At 61.7% G+C, this 20,888-nt stretch carries 16 protein-coding genes and 2 tRNA genes; 9 read left to right on the top strand and 9 right to left on the bottom strand.

Going from position 1 to position 20,888, the window contains the following annotated elements; genetic code table 11:
• Positions 1-43: 43 nt before the first annotated feature.
• The gene (gene rnr, locus ABN482_RS11040; protein WP_349504040.1) at positions 44-2,512 is read right to left on the bottom strand and encodes a ribonuclease R; all 2,469 of its coding nucleotides are present in this window, start codon (positions 2,510-2,512) and stop codon (positions 44-46) included.
• 180 nt (positions 2,513-2,692) lie between these two features.
• Here rnr and ABN482_RS11035 point away from each other — a divergent pair.
• The 4 genes from ABN482_RS11035 to ABN482_RS11020 all read left to right on the top strand — a co-directional run bounded on the left by ABN482_RS11035 (position 2,693) and on the right by ABN482_RS11020 (position 5,436).
• Positions 2,693-2,777: transfer RNA gene (locus ABN482_RS11035), tRNA-Leu, on the top strand.
• A 100-nt stretch (positions 2,778-2,877) separates the two neighbouring features.
• Positions 2,878-2,962 (top strand) — tRNA-Leu (locus ABN482_RS11030).
• Positions 2,963-3,170: 208 nt separating this feature from the next.
• Positions 3,171-4,532, top strand: a complete 1,362-nt coding sequence (locus ABN482_RS11025) for a c-type cytochrome (RefSeq protein WP_349504039.1) — start codon at positions 3,171-3,173, stop codon at positions 4,530-4,532.
• A gap of 13 nt (positions 4,533-4,545) precedes the next feature.
• Positions 4,546-5,436 (top strand): c-type cytochrome, encoded by an 891-nt coding sequence (locus ABN482_RS11020; RefSeq protein ID WP_349504038.1) that lies wholly within the window; start codon positions 4,546-4,548, stop codon positions 5,434-5,436.
• A 122-nt stretch (positions 5,437-5,558) separates the two neighbouring features.
• Here ABN482_RS11020 and ABN482_RS11015 read toward each other — a convergent pair whose 3' ends face one another.
• Positions 5,559-6,050, bottom strand: coding sequence for an Lrp/AsnC family transcriptional regulator (locus ABN482_RS11015; protein WP_349504037.1), 492 nt, complete (start codon positions 6,048-6,050; stop codon positions 5,559-5,561).
• Positions 6,051-6,156: 106 nt separating this feature from the next.
• Between ABN482_RS11015 and rarD the strand changes: the two genes are divergently transcribed.
• Entirely contained in the window at positions 6,157-7,059 is a 903-nt protein-coding gene (rarD, locus tag ABN482_RS11010) for an EamA family transporter RarD (protein ID WP_349504036.1), read from the top strand.
• A 22-nt stretch (positions 7,060-7,081) separates the two neighbouring features.
• Here rarD and ABN482_RS11005 read toward each other — a convergent pair whose 3' ends face one another.
• From ABN482_RS11005 to ABN482_RS10990, 4 genes are all read right to left on the bottom strand, one after another.
• Positions 7,082-7,714: a response regulator transcription factor gene (locus ABN482_RS11005; protein ID WP_349504035.1), complete on the bottom strand. Its 633-nt coding sequence runs from the start codon at positions 7,712-7,714 to the stop codon at positions 7,082-7,084.
• Complete coding sequence (locus tag ABN482_RS11000) at positions 7,677-9,452, bottom strand: sensor histidine kinase (RefSeq protein WP_349504034.1); 1,776 nt, start codon at positions 9,450-9,452, stop codon at positions 7,677-7,679. Before ABN482_RS11000 ends, ABN482_RS11005 begins: the two co-directional genes overlap by 38 nt.
• Positions 9,453-9,555: 103 nt before the next feature.
• Positions 9,556-10,026 carry a hypothetical protein gene (locus ABN482_RS10995; RefSeq protein WP_349504033.1) on the bottom strand — a complete coding sequence of 157 codons (471 nt, stop codon included), beginning with the start codon at positions 10,024-10,026 and terminating at the stop codon, positions 9,556-9,558.
• An 84-nt stretch (positions 10,027-10,110) separates the two neighbouring features.
• Complete coding sequence (locus ABN482_RS10990) at positions 10,111-11,505, bottom strand: aminotransferase-like domain-containing protein (protein WP_349504032.1); 1,395 nt, start codon at positions 11,503-11,505, stop codon at positions 10,111-10,113.
• Positions 11,506-11,708: 203 nt separating this feature from the next.
• Here ABN482_RS10990 and ccoG point away from each other — a divergent pair, with 203 nt between their 5' ends.
• Both ccoG and ABN482_RS10980 read left to right on the top strand, forming a co-directional pair.
• Entirely contained in the window at positions 11,709-13,121 is a 1,413-nt protein-coding gene (ccoG, locus tag ABN482_RS10985; protein WP_349504031.1) for a cytochrome c oxidase accessory protein CcoG, read from the top strand.
• Positions 13,122-13,303: 182 nt separating this feature from the next.
• Positions 13,304-14,332, top strand: a complete 1,029-nt coding sequence (locus ABN482_RS10980) for a DUF3829 domain-containing protein (protein ID WP_349504030.1) — start codon at positions 13,304-13,306, stop codon at positions 14,330-14,332.
• A gap of 130 nt (positions 14,333-14,462) precedes the next feature.
• Here ABN482_RS10980 and ABN482_RS10975 read toward each other — a convergent pair whose 3' ends face one another.
• On the bottom strand, positions 14,463-15,413 hold the full coding sequence (locus tag ABN482_RS10975; RefSeq protein ID WP_349504029.1) for an MBL fold metallo-hydrolase: 951 nt from the start codon (positions 15,411-15,413) through the stop codon (positions 14,463-14,465).
• Positions 15,414-15,659: 246 nt separating this feature from the next.
• Between ABN482_RS10975 and cycA the strand changes: the two genes are divergently transcribed.
• Positions 15,660-17,063 (top strand): D-serine/D-alanine/glycine transporter, encoded by a 1,404-nt coding sequence (gene cycA / locus ABN482_RS10970; RefSeq protein ID WP_349504028.1) that lies wholly within the window; start codon positions 15,660-15,662, stop codon positions 17,061-17,063.
• Positions 17,064-17,072: 9 nt separating this feature from the next.
• On the opposite strand, the gene ABN482_RS10965 is transcribed toward cycA, so the two are convergent.
• Together ABN482_RS10965 and ABN482_RS10960 are read right to left on the bottom strand one after the other, a co-directional pair.
• The gene (locus tag ABN482_RS10965; protein WP_349504027.1) at positions 17,073-17,639 is read right to left on the bottom strand and encodes a cob(I)yrinic acid a,c-diamide adenosyltransferase; all 567 of its coding nucleotides are present in this window, start codon (positions 17,637-17,639) and stop codon (positions 17,073-17,075) included.
• Between the two features lie 46 nt (positions 17,640-17,685).
• Positions 17,686-18,582, bottom strand: a complete 897-nt coding sequence (locus ABN482_RS10960; RefSeq protein ID WP_349504026.1) for a LysR family transcriptional regulator — start codon at positions 18,580-18,582, stop codon at positions 17,686-17,688.
• Between the two features lie 123 nt (positions 18,583-18,705).
• On the opposite strand from ABN482_RS10960, the gene ABN482_RS10955 reads away from it, so the two are divergent.
• Complete coding sequence (locus tag ABN482_RS10955; RefSeq protein WP_349504025.1) at positions 18,706-20,886, top strand: malate synthase G; 2,181 nt, start codon at positions 18,706-18,708, stop codon at positions 20,884-20,886.
• Positions 20,887-20,888: the final 2 nt, after the last annotated feature.

The raw sequence follows: 20,888 nt of genomic DNA, 5'->3' as shown, positions 1-20,888 counted from the left end.
TGCCGCCCCCGTCCGGGAAAGCGGCGTGGCATACATTACACCATCACTTCTTGCCGCGACCGCCCCGCTTGGCGGCCGCCTTGCGTGCACCGGACTTGGCCGGAACATGCTCATCCGGACGCGTCCTGATTTCCGGCTGGCGCGCATCCTTGGCCTCCTTGCGGGCAGCAGCACGACGCTGGCTGGCCGTGGTGCCCTTGAGCGCCTCGGGCTTGGCCCCTGCGGCCTTCTTGATGCGTCGCCCACCCTGATCCTGCTGGGACTGACGCGCCGCCGCCTTGTTCAGCGCCTGGAATCCGGTTCCCTCGACCAGCCGGAATTCGATCCGGCGCGCCTCCAGGTCAACTCGGGCAACCTGCACCTGCACGGCATCCATCAGGCGATAACGCATGCCGGTACGCTCGCCGCGCAATTCGTGCAGGGCCTCGTTGAAGCTGAAATACTCGCTGCCCAGCTCGGACACATGAACCAGCCCTTCGACGTGCAGGGTATCGAGCGTGACGAAAATGCCGAAACCGGCCACGCCCGTGACCTTGCCGCTGAATTCTTCGCCCACTCGCTCACGCACGAACCAGCACTTGAGCCAGGCCTCCACGTCGCGGGAGGCTTCGTCGGCGCGGCGTTCGGTGGCCGACAGCATCAGACCCTGGCGCTCCCAGAGCGCATGTTCGCTTTCCTTGCGGGTGCCCACCGGCACCATCTTGACGATGGCGTCGGGAACATAGCGCCCCCGCTTGAGCAACGCCTTGATGACCCGATGCGTCAGCAGATCGGGATAGCGCCGGATCGGCGAGGTGAAATGGGTATAGGCCGGATAGGCCAGGCCAAAGTGGCCGACATTGTCAGGACTGTAGATGGCCTGCTGCATGGAACGCAGGCACATGGTCTGCACCAGCGCAAAATCGGGACGTGCCCGCGCGGCCTGGATGGTCGCGCCATAGTCGCTGGCGGCCGGTTCATCACCGCCCCCCAGCGTCAGGCCCAGCGTACGCAGAAACTCGCGCAGATCGGCCAGTTTTTCGGGCAACGGCCCCTCGTGGATGCGGAAAAGCCCCGGATGCTTGCTGCGCGCCATGAAATCGGCCGCGCAGGTATTGGCCGCGAGCATGCACTCCTCGATCAGCTTGTGCGCATCGTTGCGCACCATCGGCACGATCTGTTCGATCTTGCCCAGCGGGTTGCAGACGATGCGGGTTTCGACCGTATCGAAATCAATGGCACCACGCTTCTTGCGCGACTGAATCAATAATTGGTAGAGCTCATACAAACCCTGGAGCTGTGGCAGCACATGCTGCATGGCGCGCGCAGCAGGGCCGCTGCCATGCTGCAGTGCTTCCCATACCTCGGTATAAGTCGTACGGGCATGCGAATGGATGACAGCCTCGTAGAACTGATACGCCAAGACCTGTCCGGCCTTGGCACCCGTTGCCGGGATCACCATGTCGCATACCAGCGAAAGGCGGTCGACGGAAGGGTTGAGCGAGCACAGACCGTTGGACAGCGCCTCGGGCAGCATGGGGATTACGCGGCGCGGGAAATAGACGCTGGTACCACGCTCGAAGGCATCATGATCCAGCGCATCACCCGGCTTGACATAATGACTGACATCCGCAATCGCCACCAGCAGGCGCCAGGCGGGCCGCTTGCGCCCACCCGTACCCAGATCGATGGCTTCACAATAGACGGCATCGTCGAAGTCACGCGCATCCTCGCCATCTATCGTCACGAAAGGCAGATCACGCAGGTCAACGCGCCCTTTGAGATCCGAGGCACGCACTTCCTCCGGCAGCTTGCCGGCCTGTCGCTGCGCAGCTTCGGAAAATTCGACAGGCACATCGAACTTGCGCACCGCGATCTCGATCTCCATACCGGGGTCATCCACCTCGCCCAGCACCTCGATCACCCGCCCCAGCGGCTGGCTGTGGCGGGTCGGCTGCCCGGTAATCTCGACAGTGACGACCTGCCCATGCTCGGCATCACCGATCTCGTCCGGCGGAATCAGGATATCGTGCTTGATGCGCTGGTCTTCCGGCACCACGATGTGCACGCCGCGTTCATCCAGGAAGCGTCCCACCAGCCGGGCGGTGCGACGCTCCAGTACCTCGACGATGGTCGCTTCCGGCTTGCCACGATATTCGCCCGTGGGCTTGACCAGCACACGATCCCCGTGCAGCACCTTGCGCATCTCGCGGGGGGACAGGAAGAAGTCCGGGCCAGCACGATCTTCGCGCACCAGGAAGCCGAAACCGTCGCGATGCCCCACCACCTTGCCGGCCACGAAATCCAGCTTGGTCGCCAGCAGCAGCACCCCCTTGCGGTTGGGCATCAACTGCCCATCCCGCTCCATGGCACCCAGCCGCCGCTCAAAGCCGTCGAGCGTAGCCCGGCGCTTGAGCCCCATGCGCTGCGCCAGTTCTTCGGGCGACAGCGGTGACGGGGCATCGCGCAGGGCCTGAAGAATCGCTTCACGCGTCGGGACATCAGGATCGAAACCAGGGGGCAGTTGAGGCATAAGCAGAGGATGCAGCAATATATAGAGGAGTGAATCAAGGCACAGTTGTAGCAAAGATACACGTCAGGAACGCCCTGCGCACCAAAAAAATAAAAAAATGAGACATGGGGCTTGCAGGAACAATCGAGAACTGCATATAATGCCATTCTTCTGTGAACGGCAACGAACACAGAGTGCAGTGCCCAGATGGCGGAATTGGTAGACGCGCTAGCTTCAGGTGCTAGTGCCTTCGGGTGTGGAGGTTCGAGTCCTCTTCTGGGCACCAAGTATTCCGGTTGTGTTTCACTTCGCCAGAAACACAGTCAGCAATTCGCAGCATGCGAGTTTTCTGATAACGGACTGCAGTACGCGTGCATTGCACGAACGCCCAGATGGCGGAATTGGTAGACGCGCTAGCTTCAGGTGCTAGTGCCTTCGGGTGTGGAGGTTCGAGTCCTCTTCTGGGCACCAAATTCCAAGGATTCATCTCTGATGAATATGTAGAAAACCCGCACATGCGGGTTTTTTTACGTCCGCTTCCAGCCAGGTTGCCGGATAGATCAAATTACCTATTGCCCTCTGCAGAATCGTCTATTCGCGTGACTTATCACCCCAATAGCGGCATGGGTATTGCTCGCGTAACCTTTTCCTGTCATTACACCAAGGCAAGGAAAGTATCATGCGACTCACCGCCTCCCTCAGGCCCCTGGCACGCGCCGGCCTTCTGCTTGCGCGCATCCTGCCGGCGGCACTGGCGCTCTGTCATCTGCCGGTCGCCCAGGCCGGCGACGAAGATGTCACGATCATGTCACGCGGAGCCTACCTGGCGCGCGTCGGCGACTGTGTTGCCTGCCATACTGCCCCCGGCGGCGACTTCATGGCAGGCGGCCTCGCACTGGACATGCCCTATCTGGGACGGGTCTATTCGACCAATATCACGCCCGATACCGACACGGGCATCGGCAACTACAACTTCGAGGAATTCGACAAAGCGATGCGCCATGGAGTCACGGCCGACGGACGCCGCCTCTATCCCGCCATGCCCTACCCGTCATATGCCCGCATCACGACAGAAGACATGCAGGCGTTGTATGACTACTTCATGGAAGAAGTACCGGCCGTCGCACACGCCAACCAGCCGGACGAGGTGCCCTGGTACCTGTCGGCCCGCTGGCCGCTGGGCATCTGGAATGCCCTGTTCTCGAACGCCAAGCCCTTCACGCCCGACCTGGAAGAAGATGGCGCCTGGAACCGGGGTGCCTATCTGGTCGAAGGCCTGGGCCACTGTGGCACCTGCCATACCCCGCGCGGCATCGCCCTGCAGGAAAAGGCCCTGAGCAGCCGCGAGGGCAACGCATTCCTGGCAGGCTCGAAAATCGATGGCTGGTATGCAAAAAGCCTGCGAGGCGAACATGCTGCCGGGCTGGGTGCATGGAGCGTGGAAGACATCGTCGAGTTGCTCAAGACCGGCCGTACCGCCAAGGGGGCCGCCATCGGGGCCATGGCCGAGGTGGTCGGCCACAGCACGCAATACCTGACCGACAGTGATCTCTATGCCATGGCGAAATTCATGAAATCACTGCCCGCCAGGGATGCCTCGGACACATCGGCCCAAAGTGCCCTGATTGCCGACGATGGTGCCTTTGATGCGCTGCAGGCAGGCGTCTACGACCGTGCCGGCTCGCGTGAATACGTCGAATTCTGCGCCGGCTGCCATCGCCAGGACGGTATGGGTGCCCCCCGCGTATTCCCGGCGCTTGCCGGCAATCCCTCGATCCTGGCGACCGACACCAGCTCGCTGATCCGCGTCGTACTGCAGGGCGGTCGCATGGCCAGCACGCAGCACGATGCCATGGCCTTTGCCATGCCAGCCCTGCATGAGATGACCGACCGGGAAGTGGCAGAGGCGCTCACCTTCATTCGCAGCAGTTGGGGCAACCAGGCCCAGGCCGTCGCCGCCACCGATGTGAGCCGCGAGCGCAAACAGCTCGACGCCCCTGCCGCCAGCCATGTCCCGAGTGCCGCATCGCGCGCGCAATGAAATGGAATCCATCATGAAAGCCCATCTTCCCGCCCTGACACCCGTTCGCCTGCTGGGCCTGCTTTTTGCATCCGCAGCCACCATCGGCACCCTGGCGGCACACGCCGCGGACCAGGCAACCCCGCGCCCCGAACCCGTCCCCTTCGTGGCCCCGCGCAACAGCGACATGCCTGCCGGCCCGGAGGGCGAACTGATCGACTACGGCCGACGCCTGATGGTCGAAACCCGCCGCCTGCTGCCCAACAATGTCGGCGCAGCCATGAACTGCACCAGTTGCCACCTGGGCGAGGCCAAAGTCCCCTTTGCATCGCCCTTCGTCGGCATTTCCCACCGTTTCCCCCAGTACAACCCGCGTGCCAACCGCGTCGTCACCCTCGAAGATCGTGTCAACGGCTGCATGATGCGCTCCATGAATGGCAAGCCGCTGGACAAGCGTTCGCGCGAGATGGCCGCCATGATCGCCTACATGGACTGGCTGTCGGAAGACGTACCCGAGCACGGACTGGTCCAGGGCATGGGCATCGGCAAAGTCGACACGACGCTGGTTCCCGACATGGAAAACGGCCGGCGCATCTATGCCGCCCAGTGTGCCTCCTGTCATGGCGCAGAGGGGCAGGGCCTGCAGGATGCCGCAGGCGAATTCATCTTCCCGCCACTCTGGGGCGACCTGTCGTTCAATATCGGTGCCGGCATGGCCCGGCTGTACAAGGCCGCCGAATTCGTCAAGACCAGCATGCCGGTCGGCGTCCACACCGACGGCCGCCTCGGCCAGGGCTACGTCCTGTCTGACCAGGAAGCAGTGGACGTGGCCGGCTATTTCACCCATCAGCCGCGTCCCGACTTTCCGGCCAAGGTCAATGACTGGCCCGACCCGTCGAAACGCCCCAAGGACGCACGCTACTGAGCGTCTGCCACCGACCATCCCCTAGCGCCTGTACGCTCTCCATGGTTCGCAGGCGCGGCCGGCCTTCCTTGCGGGAGGCCGGTTTTTTCATCCCGCCAGGCCCAGCCACAGACGATGGTCCATTATGACTTGCGCAGCGTTTCCAGCGGTACATGCAAGGTTGTCTTGACCCGCTCCAGGGCCACGGTCGTCCGAAAGGAACGGACATTCGGATTGTCATGGAACAGGCGCTGGGCAATCTGCTGATAGACGGTCATGCTGGCCACGGTCAGGACCAGCAGGAAGTCTGCCTCGCCCGTCACGTAATAGCACTGCTGGATCTCTGGCCCCGAGAAGGACTGCTTCATGTCCTCCAGGTCCACGGATTGCGTGCGCTCGGCATGTACCTCGACGATCAGCGTGATCACCTGGCCGACGCGATCCGGATCGACCACGGCGGTATCGGCCAGGATATAGCCCTCTTTGCGCAAACGCTGGAGCCGCCGTTGCACGGATGCCGTGGACAGATGCACCAGGGTAGCCAATTCGCGCAGGGGCCGGCCATTGTCCAGTTGCAGGGCATCGAGCAGGGCCACATCAAAGCTATCGAGAGGGGAGGCTGAAGGCAGGCTCATGACGATAAATTTTCCCGAATAAGCACTCAAAAACAAGGCCAATTATCGCAGCAGAAGAAATATATTACCCACCCTGTTTCCATTTGCCTTACATGAAGGACATCACATGTCACCCAGCCATGCCTCGGCCGGCATCCTGTTCAACGTACTCGGCTCCATGCTGTTTGCCGTGCTGTATGCATATACCAGCCTGCTCCAGCCGCTGACTGGCGAAGCAGTGTATGGCTGGCGCATGCTGCTGACTCTGCCCTGCCTGACACTGTTGATCCTTGCAACGGCACGCTGGCACGAAGTCCGCATCCTGTTCACCCGGCTGAGGCAGGAACGATTCTTCTGGCTGCAGCGCCTGCTGTCTGCCGCCCTGCTCGGCACCCAGCTCTGGCTGTTCATGTGGGCTCCCATCAACGGCTACGGGCTGGATGTGTCGCTGGGCTATTTCCTGCTGCCGATTTCGATGGTGATCCTGGGGCGCTTCGCCTTCGCCGACAGGATCACGCCGCTGCAGTTGCTGGCCTGCCTGCTGGCCATGGCCGGCATCGCTGCCCAGGTTGTCGCAACCGGAAGCGTCTCCTGGCCTGCCCTGCTGGTCTGCCTGGGCTATCCTGGCTATTTCTGGCTGCGACGCGCAACCGATACCAATACGCTGGGAGCACTCTGGTTCGACATGCTGCTGAGCATGCCGGCCAGCCTGTTTTTCATCCTCCAGGATGGCAACCTGCTGCCACCGGAGGCACCGGCAGCATTGCCCTGGCTGATCCTGGGGCTTGGCCTCATCAGCGCCTCGGCACTGGGCTGCCAGGCACTGTCCGCCCCCCGGCTCAACCTGACGCTGTTCGGGCTGCTGATCTACGTGGAACCGGTACTGCTGGTGGCCGCTTCCCTGCTGCTGGGCGAAACCATTCCCGCCGCACAATGGCCTGCCTATACCGCCATATGGCTGGCGGTACTGGCCCTGATCATCGAAGGCGGCTGTGTACTGCGCAAAGGCAAGCACGCGCAGTACGCCTGAGTCCCCCCGCGCTGCTTGTCGTTCAGTCCAGCGCGGCGGCATCTGCTGCCAGCATCAGGCGCGTCAGTTCCGCCGCACTGCCCACCCCGGTCTTTTCCATCACGTGCTGGCGATGCACGTGCACCGTTTTCTCGCTGATGCCAAGCTCACGGGCCACCTGCTTGTTGGGTTGCCCCAGCGCTACCAGACGCGCCACTTCGCATTCGCGCGGCGACAACCGATCCAGTGCGGCCCGAGCCTGGGCACGGCGACCGGCATGCCGAAAGGCCTCACGGCTTTTGCGCACGGCCAGATCCACGGCATCGAGCAAGGCCTGGTCCTTGAAGGGCTTTTCCAGGAAATCGCAGGCACCGGTCTTCATGGCCTCCACGGCCAGTTCGACATCACCATGACCCGTCATGAAAATGACGCTCAACTCCCATCCCATCCAGCGCAACTGCTGCTGCAGAGCCAGCCCGCTCATCACCGGCATGCGGATATCCAGCAGCAGGCACCCCAGGTTCTCCGGCGGTACGGCATGCTGCGACAGGAAGGCTGCGGCACTGTCGTACTCGACGACCGGCCAGCCAACCGACTCCAGCAGGAATGCCAGGGACCGCCGGAAGGCGGCATCGTCATCAATCAGATAAATCGACAGGTTCTGCGGTTCGCTCATAGACAGGTAAACACAGGGAAAAAACCATGCCCGTACCGTCGTCCGGACGGGCACCGGAAAGCTGGCCGCCATGCGCTTCGGCGATGCTCTTGCAAATGGACAGCCCCAGCCCCAGACCATCCTCCTTGGTCGTGTAGAACGGCTCGAACAGACGCGCCAACTGGGCATCGCCCATGCCGACGCCACGGTCACGAACACGGAGGCAGACCCACTCACCACAGGCTTCGAGCACGATATCGATACGCTGCGCGTCCGGCGATGCGGTACGCAACGCATCCAGCGCGTTTTTCAGAAAATTCAGCACCACCTGCTGTATCTGCAACGGATCGACCATGACCCGCAGCCCTGGTGCCAGACGATCATCGATTTCGATATGCGGAGCCTGCGACAGCATGCCGCTGAAAAGCGCCACGGCATCCTGCACCAGTGCAGGCAAGGCATGGATCTCGCGCAGGCCGGCGCGCTTGCGCACGAAACCCCGGATACGCCGCACGATTCCCTCGGCTGCCTGCGCCTGCGACATGATGCCGGTCGAGGCTTCGCGCACGGCCTCCGGCGTCAGCCGGCCATTATCAAGCCTGCGCAACAGGCTTTGTGCATAATTGCCGACGCCGGCCAGCGGCTGGTTCAGTTCATGCGCCAGCGTGCTGGACAGTTCCCCCAGCACGGACAGACGCGACAGATGATCGGCCTGTTCCTGGCCCGCTCGCATGCGGGCTTCCAGGGCTTCGCGCTCCTGCAATGCCCGCTCCAGCGCAGATGTACGCTGACGCACCAGATACTCCACCCTCAGCGTATAGCCCCCCCACCCCAGCAATGCCAGCGTTGCCAGCAGCAGAAACAGCCAATAGCGCTGAGCCAGATGTTGCAGGGTCGGCACCTTGAGATGCGCATAGGGGCCGATCTGCAAGGCCTGGAACAAGGCATGGACCGATTGATAATCGGCAGGCACGGTCCAGGCGATGCCCTGGGGGTTGTCCGGCATCTGCAACAAGGCCACGGCCACGGCGCGCGCCAGGTCGGGCGGCGTATGACGCAGCGTCGCCATCGGCCAGTCCGGATACAGGCGTGAGGACACCACACAATCCAGCGCACTGTGCTCGCGCTGGCCCAGAACCCGGTAGTGACGCTGCCAGTCAGGCAGGCTTTCCAGCAGACAGGCCCGGACGATACCGACATCGGCCCGGCCATCAGCTACAGCTTCCAGCACACGCTGCATCGGAAATCCCACGAACAGGCGGCCGGCCAGATCACGTTCGGGATCGAGGTCCAGCTCTGCCAGTTCGCGCCAGATAATCTGGTAACCACCGAATCCTTCCTGTGACGTGGCCGCCAGCACCTGCCCCCGCATGTCTTCCAGTGTCCGCAGGTCCTGGCGTCCAGCTGCGGCGATCACGGTCGCCCCCAGGGCCTGGTCGGCCACAGGGCTGAACGCCTGCTGCAACGTGGCAATGCGACTGATGCCGACTGCAGCCTCGAGTTCGGCGTAATGCCCCGGATTGGTCAGCACAAAATCCACGCTGCGGGCCGCAACGGCCTTGCGCAGATTGTCCAGTTCCAGATAGAGGGCGACGAAACGGTGCCCAGGCAGCGCGTGGTTGAGGTGATCGATCAGGGGAGACCATTCACGGATCGACTGCTCCACACCCCGATAGGCCAGGATGCCGACCCTGACCGTGTTGCCGGATTGACCCTGGGGCGATGACGGCCTGGACACGGCAGCCTGGGCAGGAACCATGGATATCCCTGCAAAACATATAACCGCCAACAGGGATAATATCCAGGCTTTCATAACCTGAGATTTTATACGGCATTGACCTGCCGGCCGCACCTTTTCTCGATCAGTCTGCCGCGATCACGCCGCGCAGGCGTATGTGCTTGCGTACGGCCAGCGCATCCAGTTCGGTTACCTCGCTGGCATCGGCCACAACGCACAACAACGGATACTGCACGGCCCCCGTCCAACGCTGCATCGCGGCTGCGGCCACGGCTGCAGCCAGCGCGTTGTTGTCTGACACCACGATCACGCCTTCCAGGGAAGGATTGCGAAGGTATTGATCCAGTGCCATGGACATGGATGTCTGCAGGCCCGTCTTGATTTCGAGCACGGTAGCGGCATCCGAGACGGGGTTGCCTGCCGATGGCACGTTGAAGACCATCGAGGCGGGGCAACCCGCCAGCCTTGCTGCCTCGGTCCGGGCATGGGAGGCCGGCCAGGGTGCACTTGCCGGCGGTGCGGAGTAATCATGCAGGTAAGCGCAACCGGAAAGCAGTCCGATCACTGCAGCACTTGATACATACAATCTGGCCATGCAGCGTCCCTCGAAATCCTGTAGCCCAGTGGTTCCGGGATTCTAGCGCATGCTCCCAGGGAGTATCGACATGCATTTCAACATTCACACCACCATGGTCGTGGCTGCAGGCGGATGGGCAAGCAGATAGGCCACCCGGTGCAGGCTGCGGGCCAGTTCGTCATGATCGGCTGCGACGCCGACCCCCAGCCTCACTGCCTCGGGCGGCATGCCGGTCGAAAAGGCATCGCTGCCCACCACGCCGATGGCCTCGGCACGCATGCTGGCGACAAACTCACGGCGTGTCCAGGGATGCGGCAGGTTCAGCCAGACCAGGGATCCGCAGGGATCGGCCTGGAACATCCCTTCCGGCAGGATCTCCGCCACGAGGGACTGGCGCAGCCCGACTTCGCGCCGGATTGCTTCCAGTACGGCATCGGCCGTGCCGTCCTCGATCCACTGCGTTGCCAGCGCCGCCGTGAGTGGGGATGCCACTGCAGCCGTGCCGCGCATGGCATGGATGGCCCCGTTGAACTGGCGAGGATCCGGCAGCACCAGATAGGCGATCCGCAAGGCCGGCGACAGGCATTTGGCCAGACCGGCAATGTAATAGACGACATCCGGGCCCAGCCGCGCCAGGGCTGGCTCGGGATACAGCGGCAAGGCACCGTGCGCATCGTCCTCGATGATGGGTACATGATAGCGACGGGCAATATCGATCAACATCTTGCGTCGCGCCAGCGGCATGGTCACCGTGGTGGGATTGTGCAGGGTCGGGTTGCAGTACAGTGCCTTGGGACGCTGGGTCTTGCAGGCCGCTTCGAAGGCTTCTGGCTGCAGACCCTGATCATCCATGGGGATAGGCAGCAGGCGCACCCCCTGATGTGCCGCCAGAGACAGAAAGCCGGAATAGCTGAGTGCCTCGACGCAAATCGCATCCCCCGGCGCAGCCAGCATGTTCAGTACGATTTCCAGCGCGCCCTGAACTCCGGCACACACCAGCAACCTGTTCTCGGGCGCACCATCCAGGCGACGCGCCAGCCAGCGGGCCCCCGCCATGCGATCATGCTCGGTACCGCCCGCTTCCTGGTAGCGCAGCAGCAGGCCCAATACATCCCCAGTCTGCAACTCGGCCATGCCCCGACACATGCGCGCCACCACGGCAGCATCATCGAAACGGGGCGGCATGATCATGCTGAGATCGACCTGCCCCCGTGACAATTGGGTCCGGGCAGGTGTAGCCTGTCGGACATAAGTGCCGCGCCCGACCTGCCCTTCGACCAGACCGCGACGCCGCGCTTCGGCATAGGCACGCGTCACGGTGGTGAAATCGATATCGAGGTGTTCAGCCAGTTGCCGCTGTGGCGGCAAACGGTCTCCGCCTCGAAGGCGACCGGCGAGAATATCCGATTGCATGACATCTGCAATGGCAAGATACAGCGGACCATGTGTCCGGTCGATACTCGGCCGCCACGGGCCGTCAGGTTGCGCCTGGTTCATGCCGGACTCTTTCCTTGACAAAAATCATGGTACATACATAAAACCTACAATACGATATCACACCACAATAGTATGCATAATGTTGGAATTCTCATTTGATCCAACGCAACCCGGAGCATCACGTGAAAGCAGAAGAGGCCTCTCGAAAACCCGGACCCTCAGCCCTGTCCAAGCCACAAGCTGATGGGTCGGCCACGATTTCCATGAAGGCAATACAGGATATCCAGCCGACTGTGACGGACACGGGCGGCAAGATCTACAACAAGTCGGTCAGGGGGTTGTATGCCAACTGGCGCATCGCCATGGTCTGGTTCACACAGATCATTTTCTATGGACTGCCCTGGCTGACGTGGAATGATCGCCAGGCATTCATGTTCGACCTGGGTGCGCGCAAGTTCTATATCTTCGGGCTGGTCCTGTGGCCACAGGATGTGATCTACCTGACTTTTTTGCTGATCCTGTCGGCATTCGGGCTGTTCCTGTTCACGGCAGTAGCCGGTCGCCTGTTCTGCGGTTACGCCTGTCCCCAGACGGTCTACACGGAAATATTCATGTGGATCGAAAAGCACGTCGAAGGAGACCGGATGGCCCGCATCCGACTCGACGAGGGTCCCTGGAATGGGCGCAAGCTGCGCCTGAAATCCACAAAATACGTCTTGTGGGCGTTGGTCGCGTTCATCACCGGCTTCACCTTCATTGGTTATTTTGCGCCGATTCGCGAACTCGGGCATGACCTGGTAAACCTGTCTCTTGGCCCATGGCAATGGTTCTGGCTGGGTTTGTACAGCCTGATGACCTGGGGATTCGGCGGCGTGCTGCGCGATCAGGTCTGCAAGCATATGTGCCCCTATGCCCGCTTCCAGAGTGTGATGGTCGATCAGGACACCTATATCGTGACCTACGATCCAGTACGCGGCGACCCGCGCGGCAAGCGTTCCCGCAAGACCGACCACAAGGCGGCAGGCCTGGGCGATTGCGTGGACTGCAGCCTTTGCGTGCAGGCCTGTCCGACCGGCATCGATATCCGCAACGGCCTGCAATATATGTGCATTGGCTGCGGTGCCTGTATTGATGCCTGCGACGAAGTCATGGACAAGATGAACTATGACCGCGGCCTGATCCGCTACAGCTCGGAACGCGCCATCACGGAACGACTGAGCCCGCAGGAGGTCCGCCGTCATACGTTCCGACCACGCATTCTGGTCTACACCACGCTGATTGTCGTGTTCATCGCTGTATTCATCGGCTCCCTGGCTACCCGCAATCCGCTGCGCATCGATGTCATCCGTGACCGCGGTGCCCTGGGGCGTGAAGCGCCCGGCGGCTGGATCGAGAATGTCTACCGCCTGCAGATGATCAATGCTGCCGAAGAACCCCTTACGCTGACCATCCAGGCAACCGGCCTGCCAAACCTCGAAGTCCTGATCGGTCAGCAGCGGACATCGCACATCACGCTGGAGCCCGCAGCCAACCGTCTGGAGCCGGTCATTGTCCGCATGCCGGCCAGTGAGGCGCAGGCTGGCCTGCACGAAATCAAGTTCGTGGCCGAAGGAAAATCCTCCGGCGGCAATGAAATCGGCCTCCAGGAGAAATCGAGCTTCGTCGTGCCGCAATAACAAATAGTTTCAAATAAAACAAAATGGCGCAATTCCTCAGAGAATTGCGCCATTTTCTTTACTACTTCACCCAATCAGGGAAAACCCTGCATTGTTACAATTCCGCCGCGATTTCGTTCCCCGCATGTGCCAGGCATCCCCCTGCTCCACATCCGGGGCCTTTTCATTTTGCTGGAGTATGCATGAAGAAAGTAGTAAACGGCCTGGTCGCGGTGGCCATTTTTGCCGCCTTGATAGCCTACAAGATGGGATTGTTCCATTCGTTGCTGAACAGTCAGGACACAACCCCTCTGCTGTCGCAGGAAGACACGGCCATCGTGACCAAGATGGAACCATTCATCACCTGCGTCAACGGCGTGGACAACAAGTGGCGCGGCAGCTATGCCCGCTACCATGACACCTATGAAGGTCAACTGGCAAATGACAGAATGGCCATGTGGAGCCTCCAGACCAAATTCACGCTGCAACAGCACGGCGACCAATATACCGGCGTCCTGAGCTGCGCAGAGGGGCTGGAAGCCATCATCAAGACCGAACCTGTCGACGCGGAACTGGACCAAGCCGGTGCCGATTACGCCCAGACCCTGCGCCAACTGCTGCCGCTGGTCCAGGAAGTCGATACCTACTACGCCCAGCATGACTACAAAGACGACAAGATGGCCAAGGGCAAGGCCCTGCAGGCCCAGATCGAGCCGCTGTTCCAGAACCTGTTCGCAACGTCGGACAATATCCATACAATCGTGGCTGCACGCAATCTGGCTTTGCAGCGCAAGACGCTGGATGCCATGGAACAGCGCAACGGCAAGGATGCCTGGTGGCATACCGAGAACCTCATGCTGGAAGCCCGCCTGGCTGCCGACGGCATCGAGGCCCTGATCCAGCAGGATCGCGCGACCACTGAAAACCTGCAGGCGATCGAAACGACCTATCAGCAAGTCTATGATGCCGCCAAGGCCTATGCAGACAGCCATCCCGACGAAATCCGGCCGGACAAGAAAACCTCTTATCCTACCGATCCGTTCTGGCCGCAGCTCGAAAGCTATGCATCCTCCCTGCTGAGTAATATCAAGGATGTGCGCCGCAATATCGCCAACCAGCAAACCCTGGAAAGCAATTACAACAGCATGATCAATTCGTTCAACCGGCTGGTCGAGCAGTACAACCGCAGCAACGACAGCCGCAACCGCTACATCGACAGCCTGAACAGCTGATCACATGACCTTCCCAGGCTGAGTCGCCCTGTGCGCAACAGCCATCCAGGCCATCAAACGGTCATTGCCTCATTGCGGCAATGACCGTTTTTACATTCAACGTCTGGCCCAAGGCCGCCCCTTCAGGCGCTTATTTCCATTCCATTTCGCCCTTGGCGACCTTGGCGCTCAATTCCAGCGAGCCGTCCCCACCCAGACCGGGATAGCGGGCCTGCATGGCCGCGATCAACTCGGCCGAATTGGCGGCCTTGGCCGTTTCCTCGTCGAATGCCTGGATATACTCGCTGGTAAAGTCAACCGCGCCCACGCCCTCGGGCAGCGTTCCGACGAAATGGCCCGGAATCACGGTTGCCGGATTCAGCGCCTTGATCTGTGCCAGCGTTTCGAGCCATTGCTTGTGCGACTCCGGCGTCTGGGTGTCGGCCATCCACACATGTTCGCCTGACAGCACCGGAATGCCACCCGCCACAGTACGAATCGACGGAATCCAGACCACGGTACGATCCGGCGTGGCACCGTCCAGGCCAATGATCTTCAGTTCCTGGCCTTCCAGCGTCAGCGTATCGCCTTCCAGCGGCTGCGGCACGATGATCTTGCCAGGGGCATTCTCGCCCAGTTGCGGCCCCCAGACCTTCAGCTTTTCATCCTTGGTGGCCTCGATATGAGCAATGGTCTGGGGCGTTGCCAGAATTTTTGCCTCCGGGAACGCGGCCTGCAGCGTATCCAGTCCAAAGTAGTAGTCGGGATCGCCATGGCTGATATAGATGGTGCTCAGTTTCTTGCCACTGGCCTTGATCTGGTCCGCCAGCTTGCGAGCCTGTTCGGCGGAGAACTGGGCATCGATCAGGATAGCCTCGTCCTTGCCCTGCACCAGCACCGACGACACGGCAAAAATGGCCGCCTCACCCGGATTGAACACCTCGGTGATCAGGACCTCTGCCTGTGGCTGCACAGAGGTGGCCTGGATCGCGGGTGCTTCCTGGCTCACAGCAGCGGCAGGTGCCTTGCTGGATTCATCGCTGCAGGCTGCCAGCGCCACGGCCAGCGCGGCAACGGAAAAAGCGCATACGTTTTTTTTCATGCCCATGTTTTTCTCCTGGATGATTGATTGGCTACACACAACAGGATCGACTGTCCGGAAAGGCCTCTGCTACAGCCATGCATCTTATCTGCCTCTCATCAAAAAACAAATACAACACATTCAAACTTACCGTATTGAAAAAACAAACAATGGATGTCATGCCAATCGCTCTGCGCAATGCTGGATCACCCTGCCTGAAAAGTTGCCGTACACTTCAAGGTTTCCTTCCTGAAACATCCTGACACCATGAGCGCAGCTCCTTCGCACCACACCGCCCACGATGGGCAGGAAGAGCCGACCCGGCTCGCCCGCAATCTCAGCAACCGCCACCTGCAACTGATCGCCATCGGTGGTGCCATCGGCACCGGCCTGTTCATGGGTTCAGGCAAGACGATCTCGCTGGCCGGGCCTTCCATCCTGCTGGTCTACGCCATCATCGGCTTCATGCTGTTCTTCGTCATGCGGGCGCTTGGCGAACTACTGCTGTCCAACCTGCACTACCGCTCCTTTGCCGACTTCGCCGGCGACCTGCTCGGCCCATGGGCCAAGTTCTATACCGGCTGGACCTATTGGCTGTGCTGGATCGTGACCGGCGTAGCCGACGTAGTAGCCGTGGCCGGCTACATGGCGTTCTGGTTTCCGGAACTGGCGCTGTGGATACCGGCACTGGGCCTGATCCTGGTCTTACTGGTGCTCAACCTGCCATCGGTACGCAATTTCGGTGAAATCGAATTCTGGTTCGCACTGATCAAGATCATCGCCATCGTGGGCCTGATCGTGACCGGCATGTTCATGCTGCTGACCCAGTTTGCCCTGCCCGATGGCACGCGAGCCTCGATCACGCACCTATGGGCCAATGGCGGCTTCTTCCCCAACGGCTTCATGGGCTTCGTGGCGGGTTTCCAGATCGCCGTCTTTGCCTTCGTCGGTATCGAGCTGGTCGGCACCGCGGCCGCCGAAACCGAAAATCCCGAGCGCAACCTGCCCAAGGCCATCAACTCCATTCCCTGGCGCATCGTGCTGTTCTATGTCGGCGCGCTCTTCGTGATCGTCACGGTCACGCCCTGGGATCGCATCAGCCCCGAGCACAGCCCGTTCGTCGCCATGTTCTCGCTGGCCGGCCTGAGCATCGCCGCCCATGTGGTCAACTTCGTGGTCCTGACATCGGCGGCCTCCAGCGCCAACTCGGGCATCTACTCGACCTCGCGCATGATCTTCGGCCTGGCCGACAGTGGTCATGCCCCCAAGAAGCTCGGCGAACTCAACAAGCGCAAAGTGCCCGTCAACGCCCTGTTCTTCTCGTGCATCTTCCTGCTGTCAGGTGTCGCCCTGCTGTACGCAGGCAAGAGCATCATCGAAGCCTTCACGCTGGTCACCACGATCTCGGCCGTGCTGTTCATCTTCGTCTGGTCGATCATCCTGGCATCGTACATTCAGTACCGCCGCACGCGCCCCGAACTGCACGCACGCTCGCACTTCAAGATGCCGGGTGGTGTGCCGATGGCCTTGGTCGTTTTCGCCTTCTTCGGCTTCGTGCTGTGGGCACTGGCCCAGAAACCCGATACGGCCCTGGCGCTCGTCGTCACGCCGCTCTGGTTCGTGTTCCTGGGCGTGGTCTACTTCTTCATCCGCAACAGACGCAAGGGCTGAGCCCGATGATCAGGACTGGGGCCGATTGCGGCTCCAGGAGCGATCCCACAGAACGTCCTGGCCACCGGCAACGGCATTGAGGCTGCGGGCCAGCACGAACAGCAGGTCGGACAGACGATTGAGATACTGCTGCGGCAGGACACCGAACGTCTCCTGACGCGCCAGCGCCACCACCGACCGCTCCGCCCGACGCGCCACGGTACGCGCCACATGCGCCAACGCCGCCGGCCGACTGCCGCCAGGCAGGATGAATTCGCGCAGGGGCGGCAACGTCGCGTTGTAGTGTGCCAGCATGCGATCCAGACGCTGCACATGTGTCTCCTGCAGCATCACATGACCCGGAATGGCCAGTTCCCCCCCCAGATCGAACAGATCATGCTGGATGGCCAGCAGGTCCGTATCAACCGGATCCGGCAGGTTCTCGGCCAGCAGCACGCCCAGATGACTGTTCAGTTCATCCACGTCGCCCAGGGCAGCAATGCGCAGGTCATCCTTGGCCACCCGCCGCCCATCGCCCAGGCCGGTCGTGCCATCATCTCCGGTACGGGTTGAAATCACACTCAGGCGGTGCCCCATGCTCATGCTCCAGGTATCAGTCAATACAGATTCAGCGCGCAGGTGATCAAAAATCGCGGGCAAAACTGTCCCGCAACCAGTCCACGAACACCCGCGTGCGCAACGGCAAATGCTTGCGTTCCGGAAGGATAGCGAAAATCCCGTTGGGCGGGGCACGGAATTCATCCAGCACCGTCACCAGCCGTCCCTGGGCAAGGTCATCGCGCACCTCCCACATCGATCGCCACGACAGCCCCAGACCCTGCAGTGTCCACTCATGCAGCACACTGCCATCGCTGCACTCCAGTGCCCCGCTGACACGCTGCGCCACGGTCTGGCCTTTGACGCTGAAAAGCCAGCCCCGCGACTGGTTGCCCCCGGCACCACCGAAAGTCAGGCAATCGACATGCGCCAGATCGGCGACCGTACGCGGGCACCCCCGGCGCGACAGATAGGCAGGTGCTGCCACCACGACCCGCTGGTTATCGGCCAGCCGGATGCCGATCAGGCTGGAGTCGACCAGATCACCAATACGCACTGCACAGTCAAAGCGCTCCTCGACAAGATCCACCAGACGGTCGTTCAACTCAAGTGCGACATGGACATCCGGCCAGGCACGCGCAAAGATTGGCAACAGCGGGGCCAGATGGCGCCGCCCGAAACCGGCCGGAGCACTGACCCGCAGACGGCCGCTGGGACGCCGGCTACCCTGTGCCACCATGCCTTCGGTGGCCTCGAGGTCGCGCAGGATACGCTGTGATTCAGCCAGGAAGGTTTCGCCTTCGGCCGTCAGCGACAGCCGCCGCGTGGCTCGCACCAGCAGCTTGACGCCCAGCCGTGCTTCCAGGGCATCGATGCGCCGACCAATGATGGCTGGCGTCACCCCTTCATCACGCGCGGCAGCAGACAGGCTGCCCAGCGTGGCGACAGCCACGAAACTGCTCATCTGCTTGAAGCGATCCATGCCAACCTTATACTTTAAGTAAAAAATAAATCTACTTTTACATCCTTTTTATTTATGCCGCCAGTCCATACACTGGTTGCTATCTTGCAGCATTCCATCCACGCGCCACAGGAGACAAACAAAATGACTACCCGCACCTCCCGCCACGGCCTCCAGGTCGCCGAGATCCTCGACCGCTTCGTGCAGGACGAGGCACTGCCGGGCACCGGCCTCGACAGCGACAGTTTCTGGCAGGGTTTCTCGGCGCTGGTCCACGAGCTCGCACCGCGCAACCGCGAGCTGCTGGCCCGCCGCGACCAGCTCCAGGCCGAACTGGACACCTGGCATACCGCTCACCCCGGCCCGATCCAGGATATCGCCGCATACCGGACATTCCTGGAAGGCATCGGCTATCTGGCTCCCGAACCCGGACAGGTCAAGGCCGGCAGCGACCAGGTCGACCCCGAGATCTCGCAACAGGCAGGTCCGCAACTGGTCGTGCCCATTTCCAACAAGCGCTATGCGCTGAATGCCGCCAACGCACGCTGGGGCAGCCTGTACGATGCGCTCTACGGCACCGACGTCATTCCCACCGACAACGGCCAGGAAGCCGGCAGCGGCTACAACCCCAAGCGGGGAGCAGCAGTGATCGCCTACGCCCGGGCCGCGCTCGACGAAGCGGCCCCACTGGCACAGGGATCGCATGCCGACGCCACCGGCTACACCATCGAAAACGGCGCCCTCAGAATTTCCCTGGCGAACGGCACGACCGGACTGAAGCAGCCCGACCAGTTTCGCGGCTACCAGGGCGACAGTTCAGCCCCGCAGGCCATCCTGCTGCGCCATAACGGCCTGCATCTCGAAATCCAGATCGACGCCAGCCACCCCATCGGCAAGACCGATCCGGCCCATGTCAAGGATGTCCTGGTCGAGGCCGCGCTGAGCACCATCATGGATTGCGAGGACTCGGTTGCCGCCGTCGATGCCGAGGACAAGACCGAGATCTACCGCAACTGGCTCGGCCTGATGCGCGGCGACCTGACCGAAGAAGTCGCCAAGAACGGCAAGACCTTCACCCGCCGCCTGAATCCCGACCGCAGCTATACCGCGCCCGATGGCTCGACCCTGACACTGCACGGCCGTGCGCTGCTGTTCATCCGCAACGTCGGCCACCTGATGACCAACCCGGCCATCCTCGACCGAGACGGCAACGAGATCCCGGAAGGCATCCTCGACGGCGTGCTCACCAGCCTGTGCGCACTGCACGACCTGCCGCGCAAGGGCAACTCGCGCGTCGGCTCTGTCTACATCGTCAAGCCCAAGATGCACGGACCCGACGAGGTGGCCTTTGCCGACACCCTGTTCGCCCGCGTCGAGGACCTGCTGAAGCTGCCGCGCCACACGCTCAAGATGGGCATCATGGACGAGGAGCGCCGCACCAGCGTCAACCTCAAGGCCTGCATCCAGGCCGCCGCCGCACGCGTGGCCTTCATCAATACGGGCTTTCTTGATCGTACCGGCGACGAAATCCACAGCGTGATGCGCGCCGGTGCGGTCTACCGCAAGGGCGACATCAAGAGCACCCCCTGGATCCTGGCCTATGAGCGCAGCAACGTACTGACCGGTCTCGACACCGGCCTGCGCGGCCGCGCCCAGATCGGCAAAGGCATGTGGGCCATGCCCGACCTGATGGCGGCGATGCTGGAGCAGAAGATCGCCCATCCCAAGGCAGGTGCCAATACAGCCTGGGTACCCTCGCCCACGGCTGCCACCCTGCACGCCCTGCATTACCATCGGGTCAGCGTGGCCTCGATCCAGCAGGAACTGGAACAGATCCGCCTGGCCTCGGTCCGCGACGAACTGCTGCGCGACCTCCTGACCATCCCGGTGCCGGCCGACCATCCGTGGTCTGCCGAAAACATCCAGCAGGAACTGGACAACAACGTCCAGGGCATCCTGGGCTATGTGGTGCGCTGGGTCGAACAGGGCGTCGGCTGCTCCAAGGTGCCCGACATCCACAATGTCGGCCTGATGGAAGACCGGGCCACGCTGCGCATTTCCAGCCAGCATATCGCCAACTGGCTGCTGCATGGCATCGTAACCCGCACGCAGGTCGAGGAAACCTTCCGGCGCATGGCCAGCATCGTCGACGGACAGAATGCCGGCGATCCCGCCTACGCACCGATGCATGGGCGTTTCGAGACCTCATTCGCCTTCCGTGCAGCCACAGCACTGGTCTTCGAAGGACTGCGCCAACCCAACGGCTATACCGAGCCACTGCTGCATCGCTTCCGCCAGGAATTCAAGGCTGCGGCACAGCACTGAAG

This window comes from Corticimicrobacter sp., assembly GCF_040137905.1.
Taxonomy (GTDB): Bacteria; Pseudomonadota; Gammaproteobacteria; order Burkholderiales; family Burkholderiaceae_B; genus Corticimicrobacter.
The sequence above is the reverse complement of the archived record's forward strand: the minus strand, read 5'-3'. Positions and strand labels throughout refer to the sequence as shown.

Bases quoted from the DNA above. Each gene is read 5' to 3' on its own strand.
- rnr (WP_349504040.1), bottom strand. From the start codon at position 2,512: ATGCCTCAACTGCCCCCTGGTTTCGATCCTGATGTCCCGACGCGTGAA.
- ABN482_RS11025 (WP_349504039.1), top strand. From the start codon at position 3,171: ATGCGACTCACCGCCTCCCTCAGGCCCCTGGCACGCGCCGGCCTTCTG.
- ABN482_RS11020 (WP_349504038.1), top strand. From the start codon at position 4,546: ATGAAAGCCCATCTTCCCGCCCTGACACCCGTTCGCCTGCTGGGCCTG.
- ABN482_RS11015 (WP_349504037.1), bottom strand. From the start codon at position 6,050: ATGAGCCTGCCTTCAGCCTCCCCTCTCGATAGCTTTGATGTGGCCCTG.
- rarD (WP_349504036.1), top strand. From the start codon at position 6,157: ATGTCACCCAGCCATGCCTCGGCCGGCATCCTGTTCAACGTACTCGGC.
- ABN482_RS11005 (WP_349504035.1), bottom strand. From the start codon at position 7,714: ATGAGCGAACCGCAGAACCTGTCGATTTATCTGATTGATGACGATGCC.
- ABN482_RS11000 (WP_349504034.1), bottom strand. From the start codon at position 9,452: ATGGTTCCTGCCCAGGCTGCCGTGTCCAGGCCGTCATCGCCCCAGGGT.
- ABN482_RS10995 (WP_349504033.1), bottom strand. From the start codon at position 10,026: ATGGCCAGATTGTATGTATCAAGTGCTGCAGTGATCGGACTGCTTTCC.
- ABN482_RS10990 (WP_349504032.1), bottom strand. From the start codon at position 11,505: ATGAACCAGGCGCAACCTGACGGCCCGTGGCGGCCGAGTATCGACCGG.
- ccoG (WP_349504031.1), top strand. From the start codon at position 11,709: ATGAAGGCAATACAGGATATCCAGCCGACTGTGACGGACACGGGCGGC.
- ABN482_RS10980 (WP_349504030.1), top strand. From the start codon at position 13,304: ATGAAGAAAGTAGTAAACGGCCTGGTCGCGGTGGCCATTTTTGCCGCC.
- ABN482_RS10975 (WP_349504029.1), bottom strand. From the start codon at position 15,413: ATGAAAAAAAACGTATGCGCTTTTTCCGTTGCCGCGCTGGCCGTGGCG.
- cycA (WP_349504028.1), top strand. From the start codon at position 15,660: ATGAGCGCAGCTCCTTCGCACCACACCGCCCACGATGGGCAGGAAGAG.
- ABN482_RS10965 (WP_349504027.1), bottom strand. From the start codon at position 17,639: ATGGGGCACCGCCTGAGTGTGATTTCAACCCGTACCGGAGATGATGGC.
- ABN482_RS10960 (WP_349504026.1), bottom strand. From the start codon at position 18,582: ATGGATCGCTTCAAGCAGATGAGCAGTTTCGTGGCTGTCGCCACGCTG.
- ABN482_RS10955 (WP_349504025.1), top strand. From the start codon at position 18,706: ATGACTACCCGCACCTCCCGCCACGGCCTCCAGGTCGCCGAGATCCTC.